At 44.3% G+C, this 9,325-nt stretch carries 6 protein-coding genes; 2 read left to right on the forward strand and 4 right to left on the reverse strand.

The genetic code is table 11. The features are described from left to right. Nucleotides 1–214, forward strand: a 214-nt coding sequence (locus tag F6J99_RS35830; RefSeq protein WP_293120336.1) for a hypothetical protein, incomplete at its 5' end; no start/stop codon positions are given. 1,330 nt (nucleotides 215–1,544) lie between these two features. After that, nucleotides 1,545–2,258, forward strand: coding sequence for a choice-of-anchor E domain-containing protein (locus tag F6J99_RS35835; RefSeq protein ID WP_293120338.1), 714 nt, complete (start codon nucleotides 1,545–1,547; stop codon nucleotides 2,256–2,258). 418 nt (nucleotides 2,259–2,676) lie between these two features. Here F6J99_RS35835 and F6J99_RS35840 read toward each other — a convergent pair whose 3' ends face one another. From F6J99_RS35840 to F6J99_RS35855, 4 genes are all read right to left on the reverse strand, one after another. Next, nucleotides 2,677–4,185: a reverse transcriptase domain-containing protein gene (locus F6J99_RS35840; protein WP_293120340.1), complete on the reverse strand. Its 1,509-nt coding sequence runs from the start codon at nucleotides 4,183–4,185 to the stop codon at nucleotides 2,677–2,679. Nucleotides 4,186–4,980: 795 nt separating this feature from the next. Further along, complete coding sequence (guaA, locus tag F6J99_RS35845; protein WP_365974953.1) at nucleotides 4,981–6,624, reverse strand: glutamine-hydrolyzing GMP synthase; 1,644 nt, start codon at nucleotides 6,622–6,624, stop codon at nucleotides 4,981–4,983. 430 nt (nucleotides 6,625–7,054) lie between these two features. After that, on the reverse strand, nucleotides 7,055–8,200 hold the full coding sequence (gene cbiD, locus F6J99_RS35850; protein ID WP_293120342.1) for a cobalt-precorrin-5B (C(1))-methyltransferase CbiD: 1,146 nt from the start codon (nucleotides 8,198–8,200) through the stop codon (nucleotides 7,055–7,057). Nucleotides 8,201–8,680: 480 nt separating this feature from the next. Continuing rightward, entirely contained in the window at nucleotides 8,681–8,881 is a 201-nt protein-coding gene (locus F6J99_RS35855; RefSeq protein ID WP_293120344.1) for a hypothetical protein, read from the reverse strand. Between the last annotated feature and the right edge of the window lie 444 nt (nucleotides 8,882–9,325).

Below are 9,325 nucleotides of genomic sequence, written 5' to 3' on the forward strand. Positions count from 1 at the left end.
AGGGGAGCTAGTCCTGGATGAATATTTGTACATTATCTATAGCCCCCTCATGGGTAATTGCTTGCTCTACTGGAAAATAGTACTAATGTTTAAGCATTGCAAGACCTGCTCCCCAGCGGATCTGGGAATAGAGCAGTTGGCATCTAAACTAATTTATTTATTCTTGCCAATTAAGAAGTGGACTTTATCTTTTTCACCCCATTTTAATAATTAACTTATCTACAAATTCCTATAAATAAAAAATAATCAGTTAACTATTGACCCATACTTGAACATGAACACACCAGGTATAAATTCCAGGTTGAAGCTTATTTGCTTGTTCGCGTACCGTGGCCGTTCGCGCAGCTTGGCCTACGGCCTTAAGGCCAAGATTCAGAAGATAACTTTTAACCTAGCAACCTAGTAACCTGGTAATAGCGTTTCGGTTTACATATTAATTGTAAACATTGATGGAGAGATGGGCGGATGGGAAGAGAGTTAATTGAGACAAATGCAAGTTGTAAACAATTCCGATGCTATCAGATTTGATATAACCTGTAACCTATAACCTATAACCGGCAACCTGTAACCTATAACCTATAACCGGCAACCTGTAAGGGATAACCGGCAACCGACAACCTGTAACCTGTAACCTGTAACCTGTAACCTGTAACCTGTAACCTGTAACCTGTAACCTGTAACCTGTAACCTGTAACCTGTAACCTGTAACCTGTAACCTGTAACCTGTAACCTATAACCTGTAACCTGTAACCTGTAACCTCCTCACCATCTGTAGCTCGAATAAATCAAATTGGGATAAGCTGTTAAGCATTTATTTTGATGGCTCACAAGCCTTGCTGTAAGAGGTCTAGGCTTCAAAAATCCCAATTTAAATGCGTGTGAGCTTAAGGTTTACTTTATGAATAAGATTTAAAGTTATAGCCCTAAAAATAAAGGGATTATAAATACGGATTTTGTACAAAAAGTATTTATACAAAAAATATACATTAAAAATACATTTTAAGCTGAATTTAAACCTGATGAAAAACACGAGGTTCCTAGGATTAGTTTATAGCCAAAAAAAATTGTAATTGACTGATTGAACCACCATGAAAAACCCTATGGCTATCCCATAAAACCACAGTTTGCTCTTCCAATTGCATCACTATTATGGTCAGCTTTTAGAAGTTTGTTGAGCTGGTTTTGCAAGCTCAACCCAGTCCCAGTGCTAAGTACCTGAAAATAAATAAAGTTAACGTTGTCAACAATTGTCAAGGCATTGAATCCCTCTCTGTTTCGTGTTGCCTTGTCCGAAGTTCCCTTTTCTTAACAGTTTACTTTAATTTTATTCTACTACTTAACCGCTTAACCGCATCTATACTGACAAACCCGTAAAACTGGTGGTAATTCCTAAATTTTAGGATTTTTGTCGGAAATCAGGCAATTTATGCCATCGCTAGAGTTGCTTAGCTCAAAGAGACACAAATTAGCTCTCCACCTAAATGCGAAGTTGGAGTGACTTTTACGGAGATATGACCAGAAGACCTTAATCACTCGTTAGTACCATGACTCAATCCATAGCAAAGACCTATTCCCGTCTGAACGTATTTCTAGCAACTACTGCGACTACTTTGGTTGGTATGCTGGCGACTACTGGTGCAGCTAATGCAGCTAGTATCACCCATACTCAGACCATTGAATGGCGACCGACAACTGTTGATAAATCTTTCATTCTCCCCAAATTCGATGAGGCTTTGGGGACTCTCGAAAGTGTCACGATTGACCTGATCGGATTTGTCAAGGGAAATGCCCGTGCGGAAAGCCAGGAAGGCGCTCCGAGTACAGTAACCTTGGATCTGGCATCTGAAATTGCCTTAATCTTGAGTGAACCTGATATTACCCTAGTTGAAGTGAAGCCCCTAGTTTCAGAACAGGTTAGTCTCGATAGCTATGACGGTGTACGTGATTTCGCAGGATCTTCTGGAGTCACATTGCCTGAGCGTACTGCTTCGGATAGCACAAGTAATACGTTTATGTCTGGGGACTCTGAGTTGAGTTACTTTTTAGGATCTGGAGACCAGGACTTGATATTCACAGCCCTTGGTACTTCCACAGTAACGGGTGCGGGCAATTTGCTTTCTGGGTTCCAGACACAGGTAGGAGGGGAAGTTACATTGACCTACGAGTACCAGTCCGTGCCAGAACCTACCAGTGTTATCGGTCTTGGTTTGGTAGGACTGGGGTTGTTGACACAAACCAAACGGAGTAAGAAGATTTGAAAATTATTTAATATTGCTTTTGCCATAGTGTATCAACCGAAGTTTCACTAAACTGGAAACTTCGGTTTTATATTGTTTAGCTGTCCGGCAAAAGAAGCCCCACACCTAATGCGCAGCATAGGTGTGGGATGAATTTTGCACAGAGTATGTATGGAATTGCTATAATATATGTACTGATAAACAAAGCCGTTCGCGAAGCGTGGCCAAAGGCCTTAAATGCTGGGCAAGTCAGCTATTTAACTAGCGAAAAAATCGAATTTTTGTATTGTTCCGGCGCGGAGGGGCATCCCGTGTCGTTAATAAAGCTTACCGAGTATCCGAACCGTTGGGTGGAGTTGGTAATTAGGGTCGATGCCCGGTATTATCCGGGGCACCTCCGATTCAGAACCGTGCGTGAAACTTTCGCCTCACACGGCTCCTAGATATCCTTTCCTTTCGGAATGCTCCAATGTATCTGTTGATGGCAGCTACGATGAACTGCTAATAGGTTCTTTCTTGACCAGTTGCCGTGGTCTCCATCAATGTGATGAAGCTGTACATCCTCGTCTTCTATGAACCTTAATCCACAGTGTCCACAGGAATGGTTTTGCTTTTTCAATGGGTCCGAGGTAGCATCGGAGTATAGACGTGAGTTACGTTTACTCCAATAAACTAAGTCACCGTCATAGGGTGACTTAGCCCCTTTTACATTCTTGTGCTGATTTTGTGTGTATCCTACTTTAGGGAATGCCTTTTTACATAGTTCATTTGCTTCCCATCGGTTTATCTTCTTCTCCTTCCTGAACTTTCGATTTGCTGTTTTGTTCATGAACCATAGGGAATCCCTACTGCTGCCCATGTAGCAGCTTGAGTGATAGTTACGCCATCCGCGCACAATGGGGGCTAGCTTCTTGGCTTTTACTCTTGCACCATAATTCGAGCTGTTTACGATGGTTTTAATCTTCTTTCGTATGTTCCTATGATTTTCCTCTGAGGGAATACATCGGAATTTTCCGTTTTTCTGGACTCGAACATGCCAGCCCAGGAAGTCAAATCCATCTGTCGCTCTAGTTACTTTGGTCTTTTCTTGACTGACTTTCATTCCCCTTTCTGCTAGAAAGGCAGATACCTTTCCGAGGATTTTGTCAGCATCATCAATGGGCTTTAGGATGAACACCATATCGTCGGCGTACCTTAGACTTGTGTGTATATCCTCTATTCCGTTTAGTGCCACATTTGCTAGTAATGGGCTTACCACTCCCCCTTGTGGGGTTCCTTGTTCTGGAAACTCGACGGAGACCCCTGCCTTTAGGCATCTGAATATTCCCGTCTTAATTTTTGCCGGTGCTATAAGCCTTTCCATAATACAGGTGTGGGAGATACGGTCAAAGCATTTTTCGATGTCTAATTCTATGACGCTCTTAATCAGTCCATTGCAGGTAGATTTCAGATTGTCGAATAGTCTTTTTTGGACGTCCTGGGCACACCTGCCCGTTCTGAACCCGTAACTATTCTTGCTGAAAGTCGCCTCATGGGCTGGTTCTAGGGCTAATTTCACTAAACACTGCCATGCTCTGTCGGCTATGGTTGGTATCTTTAACATTCTTACTTTCCCATTCTTTTTAGGGATTGGGATTTCACGTAATCCGCTATGTTTCCAGTCGTGGCCATAGTGTTTCAATGTCTCCACCAATTCCATGCGTTCCCGGTAATTGAGGCTTGACTTTCCATCAATTCCCGCCGTTTTCTTGCCTTTATTGAGCTGTGTCACTTGCCGGACTGCTAAAAGCTGTGCTGAACGGGATTTCAGAATCAGTTTTTGTAGAGACCTAGCTTTTTTGAGGTCACCAGCTCGAACCGCTTTGAATACTCTCTTCTGTAGGCGGAAAAGGTCTAAGCGAAGTTTTTTCCACTTTTGACTCTTCCAGAGGTCGCTATATTTACACATGCGTCTACCTATACTCTCCTAAGGTTTGTATTTTCTGGATACCCGTGCTCAGTTTTTAAGAGCACATCTTACCCGACAGTGGGGATTGAGTTTGGCATAACTTACCGTAGGTTCGACCGGCCTACAGACCCATATTTGCTGTCGTTTTTACTCGTTCCATCTGTTAGATTGTTCTGACGATTTAGGGCAGTCCATTTTGCCTATTCCCTCCTCGAAGATTACGGATACCGCTGCTATAGCTCCGTGAGAATATAAGGAATCAAGTCTCGCATATACTAGTTAGATTGCGGCTTGCGTGTTAGACACTTTTTTAGGACTTTTGTTAATCTACCCATGTCGTCTCCCTTTTAGCGGCAGTGTCACGCATCTAATTCGTGTCTGATTCCGCCCTGATGCCAGCTTCATTCTGATAGAATGCCGTCTATCTCGATGTGGCCAAGGTAAGGAGTCACATGTCTTCCCATGGGGTAGGGTTTTCACCTCCATCCAAAACAGATAGTTGGACTTGTGAGTTAATTCTCACGCACCCCTAAGTCATACCCCTCCTGTTTCAGGAGGCTCCTACTTAGAACGAGCCGCACAGAAGCCCACACTGTAATCTTTGATTCAGTGTGGGAGTATGTCACTGATTAGTCATCTGGTAAGCATATGCGCTACGCACACGCGTGCGCGTTCAGCTATCAGCTATCAGCTATCAGCTATCAGCCTTTGGCTGAGCGCTGACGGCTGAATGCTTAAGTCATCTGACCAATTAACAATGGCTAATCACTAATCACTAATCACGCTTTGAAGAAACTATTCCCACTCTATGGTTCCAGGAGGTTTAGAGGTAATATCATACACTACCCGATTAACTCCCTTGACTTCATTAACAATCCGGTTGGAAATAGTTTCAAGTAAGTCATAAGGTACTCGTGACCAGTCAGCGGTCATACCATCTTCACTGGAAACAAACCGCAATACAATCGGATGAGCGTAAGTGCGCTTGTCCCCCATTACTCCGACACTGCGTATTGGGAGCAGCACGGCAAAGGCTTGCCAAAAGTCGTTATACATTCCCTGTCGGCGAATTTCATCTCGAACGATGAAATCAGCATCTCGCAGAATATTCAACCGTTCTGGGGTCACTTCACCAATGATGCGAATCGCCAACCCTGGTCCGGGGAAGGGATGTCGGCGCACAATCGCTTCTGGCAAGCGGAGGTCACGACCGAGTTGGCGCACTTCGTCTTTAAATAGCTTGCGTAATGGTTCTACCAGCTTGAAGCGCAGGTTTTTTGGTAAGCCTCCGACATTGTGATGGCTCTTGATTTTCACAGCTACCCGCTCACCGGTTTTGGGATCAACGTTGGTATGGGCTGATTCAATCACATCGGGATAGAGGGTACCCTGAGCTAAATAATCAAATGGACCAAGACGCTGGGATTCTTCTTCAAAGACGCGAATGAATTCGTGACCGATGCGGCGACGCTTTTCTTCTGGGTCAGTGACACCAGCAAGGCGATCCAAAAAGCGATCGCGAGCGTTTACATACTCTACTTGAATAGAAAATTCTTCCTCAAATAGCTTCACCAACTGCTCTGGCTCGCCTTTGCGCATGAAGCCTTGGTCAATAAACATACAAGTTAGTTTATCCCCAATGGCGCGATGGAGTAAGAAAGCAAGGGTAGACGAATCTACTCCACCAGACAGAGCCAGCAGAACCCGTTTGTCCCCTACCTTGGCACGCACTTCTCGAATCGCTTCCTCGATAAAAGCAGCAGTGGTCCACGTGGGTTCACACTCGCAGATGTTGTAAACAAAGTTACGGATTAGGGCAAGACCATCGGTTGAATGCACAACCTCTGGATGGAATTGCACGCCATAAAGTTTTTTCTGATAGTTAGCAATGGTGGCACAAGGGGTATTCTGAGTATGGGCAAGGACTTCAAAGCCATCTGGCAAAGTCACACAGGAATCTCCGTGGCTCATCCACATGGTTGAGTGGTCTCGCACATTGCTCAGTAAGTCAGTGGGGTGATCAATTAGTAAGGCGGCTTTGCCATACTCAGCTTTTTTTGCCCTGGTGACTGTTCCACCTAGTTGTTGCACCATCAACTGCATCCCATAGCAAACCCCTAGCACGGGTATACCGAGATTCCAAATTTCTGGGTCACATAGGGGGGCTCCATCGTCATAGACGGAATTGGGCCCTCCAGAGAGAATGATGCCCTGGGGATGAAGCTGCTGTAGCTGTTCAGCTGTGGTCTGATAGGATAGTACCTCGGAGTAAACGTTAGTCTCGCGAATGCGACGAGCAATCAGTTCCGAGTATTGAGAGCCGAAGTCCAGAATCACAATCATCTGGCGATTCAACTGCTCTCCTAGAGAGGCTACAGGCAATGCCTCTTTCTGGTAAGATAGTTTGTTGGTCCTTAGGGTTACTGCTGTGTTCGTCATGTTTAGTTGTGTGAATGTACGAACAGGTCGCTGCCTAGGTGTGCTTCTGGGCAGCATAAATTGATTCCTATGAACAGATAGGTTGAAAGCTGATGGTTTCCGTAAATTAATCCTTCAACGCCCCAACACTTTGATGTGGATGGTAGCGCTGGCATTAACCAGTTAGTCTGAGTCGTAGACTCTCATCGACGATACAGAACTCTATCTGTTTACGGTTATGTCAGTTTCCACTCCCACACGCACTTCATAGACCTGCCTGGCAGTGGTATGTCTGTTGACACTCTCGTGACTTCTAGTCAGGAGATTTTTCAGGGTTTCAGTTTATATGTCCTGAAATCCGAAGTTTCAGCTGATAATCAGGTTAATTTATCATACATTGGGTTCGGCTACAAGATCCGCCCGCCAATGTATGAAGATTTATAAAAATTTATCACAAATTTGAAAATAATGTGCAACCTGTGGGACTGGTAACGATAATTTGGCGATCGCGATCGAATAATACGGAGCCAATCTGGATATGCTGCTCACTGTGTTTGCGGATGTAGTCAAAGCAGCGTTGGTCAATGGTCAATGCGATCGCATGATAAACCTGATTTACCCAATCAGTGCCATGAGTCTGATCCCATTGACGCAGACAATGGAGAGCAGCTTCAGTGGTTTGACTGCCAAATACTTGCCTGATCAGTGGGGTTGGTACTCCTAACTGCGCACAGTGAGCAGTGAGAATTTCCAGTCGTCCATCAGCTAGGTGGTGGTGAGTGTGAAAAATTCCTCCAGCCAGTTTAATTAACTTCCCATGATAGCCAAATAACAAAATTTCTGGCACCTGGCAGTATCCAGCTGCTACCAACAATGGTCCAAGCCAATTAGCTGTTTTAACCAGCCGCTCGGGATTAATCCCCAAGCCTCGCGCCAAATCTAAGCCATTTTCTCCCACACAAAACACTAGTGTTGTGGAATGTGAGGAGGCTTGCTCTTTTAGCAATTTGCTGGCTTTTGCTTTTAATTCTTCCTGGTAAGCAGCTAATTGACCAGGAGCACTCAGAGGCTGGGAAATGCCAGTCGTTCCTAGTAGAGAAAGTCCTTCTACTACACCAAAGGCAGAATTAGAAGTACGCTGTGCCAACTTCCGCCCTTCCGGCAAGATAATCGTCACCTGAATTTTCTCTGAGGGTGCTAGCAGAGAACTCAAGTTATGGTGCAATAGTTTCTCGGCGTAAGCATAGATGGCTGGTTTGCCTCCGGCATTGATTTGTCGTCCAATTCCTTCGCCTCCCAATAACTGTATCGATTTAGTTTGCTCCGAGGAACCCCATTCTACAACTGCCCAAATCGGGGTATTACGGGTAAGGTCAAGGTTATCACCAGGGTTAGAGTGAGTGATAGCTAGCGCTAACCCTTCTCGAATCCTAGCCACTTGCTCAATGGGAATGTCTACGGTTTCAGGAGGGTTAATTAAGTCCACTGACACCGTTTCCACGGGTTGGTCGTTGCGTAACTGATGGAGGGCGGCTATTGCTGAGGCACAGGCGAATACCGGTAAGGTATATCCAGATTGAGGTAGGGAGGTGGTCATTTGACACTCCCCGTCCTAAAAGGACGGGGATTCTTACTTCAACGAGCTGTCTTGCGTATAGCAGGTCGGAACCAAAAAAAGTAGAGGACAATTCGACCTAAGAGTTTAGATCTATGATCCAGGTTTCGGTGTGCCCCACCGTACCTTTCTTTATATATAGATAGATACTTTTTTAATCTAATTTTTTTCATAGACGTTTAAGTCGTTGTCTTGATGCAGTCGCTCATGGGGGAAACCCCCAAGACCGCGCTGCATCGCTAGACCAAATTACGCAATATGTATCTCTTACATATTTTTTACGTTGCCTACTTATTGATTAGATAGTATTTATCTATTTTTTTAGTTTAATTTTTATTATAAAATAACACGCTCTGTGAAAACTGTCAAGTTTTAGCTTAAAAAGAAAGCCGTCCTATAAGGACGGGGCGCGATTACCCAATTTTTTCGGTAACCAGGTGAAATTTGCGATCGCTTAGTTCTTCATTGTCTAATTGGTAATTGGTAATTGGTAATTTGTATACCAAAGGGAACAGGGAACAGGGAACAGGGAGTAGGGAGTAGCGATGCAGCGCGGTCTTGGGGAGGCAGCGCGGTCTTGGGGAGGCAGCGCGGTCTTGGGGGTTTCCCCCACTCGCTATTGCCGTGGTCCCCCCCACTCGCTATTGCCGTGGTTTCCCCCATGAGCGACTGCATCAAGACGGGAGTAGGGAAAAGGGAACAAAAATTCTCACAATTCATTTAGGATTCGTGTAGTTACCGATTACCGTAAACCAAAAATCCCCAAACTAGTTGATATTTGAGGTTTGTTTATTCCTATACTATCCAGTGTAATATGATTTTTTTCTGCTTATCTTAACTATCACTATTGGCAAGGTATTATTCCAGGTAAATCTTGATTTATTATTAATTTTTTAATTATTTTTTTGAGTAACAAGTTTAAACTAACAATACTAATTCGTGTAGGAATTGTGATAATTTTTGATGCCCTATTCCCTACTGCCTACTGTCTACTGCCTACTGCCTACTGCCTACTCCCTGTTCCCTTTGCTATAGTTCCAAGGGTTTGATATAAGGCTTGAGTATGTATCCAACCTACAAAACCACTGTAGAGACAGTCTCCTTCAG

It is taken from the genome of Moorena sp. SIO4G3 (assembly GCF_010692305.1).
Lineage (GTDB): Bacteria > Cyanobacteriota > Cyanobacteriia > Cyanobacteriales > Coleofasciculaceae > Moorena > Moorena producens_A.

What these genes read in the sequence shown, in the direction of transcription:
- F6J99_RS35855 (WP_293120344.1), bottom strand. Translation starts at nt 8,881, where the DNA reads ATGGGGGAAACCACGGCAATAGCGAGTGGGGGGGACCACGGCAATAGC.
- F6J99_RS35835 (WP_293120338.1), top strand. Translation starts at nt 1,545, where the DNA reads ATGACTCAATCCATAGCAAAGACCTATTCCCGTCTGAACGTATTTCTA.
- cbiD (WP_293120342.1), bottom strand. Translation starts at nt 8,200, where the DNA reads ATGACCACCTCCCTACCTCAATCTGGATATACCTTACCGGTATTCGCC.
- F6J99_RS35840 (WP_293120340.1), bottom strand. Translation starts at nt 4,185, where the DNA reads ATGTGTAAATATAGCGACCTCTGGAAGAGTCAAAAGTGGAAAAAACTT.
- guaA (WP_365974953.1), bottom strand. Translation starts at nt 6,624, where the DNA reads ATGACGAACACAGCAGTAACCCTAAGGACCAACAAACTATCTTACCAG.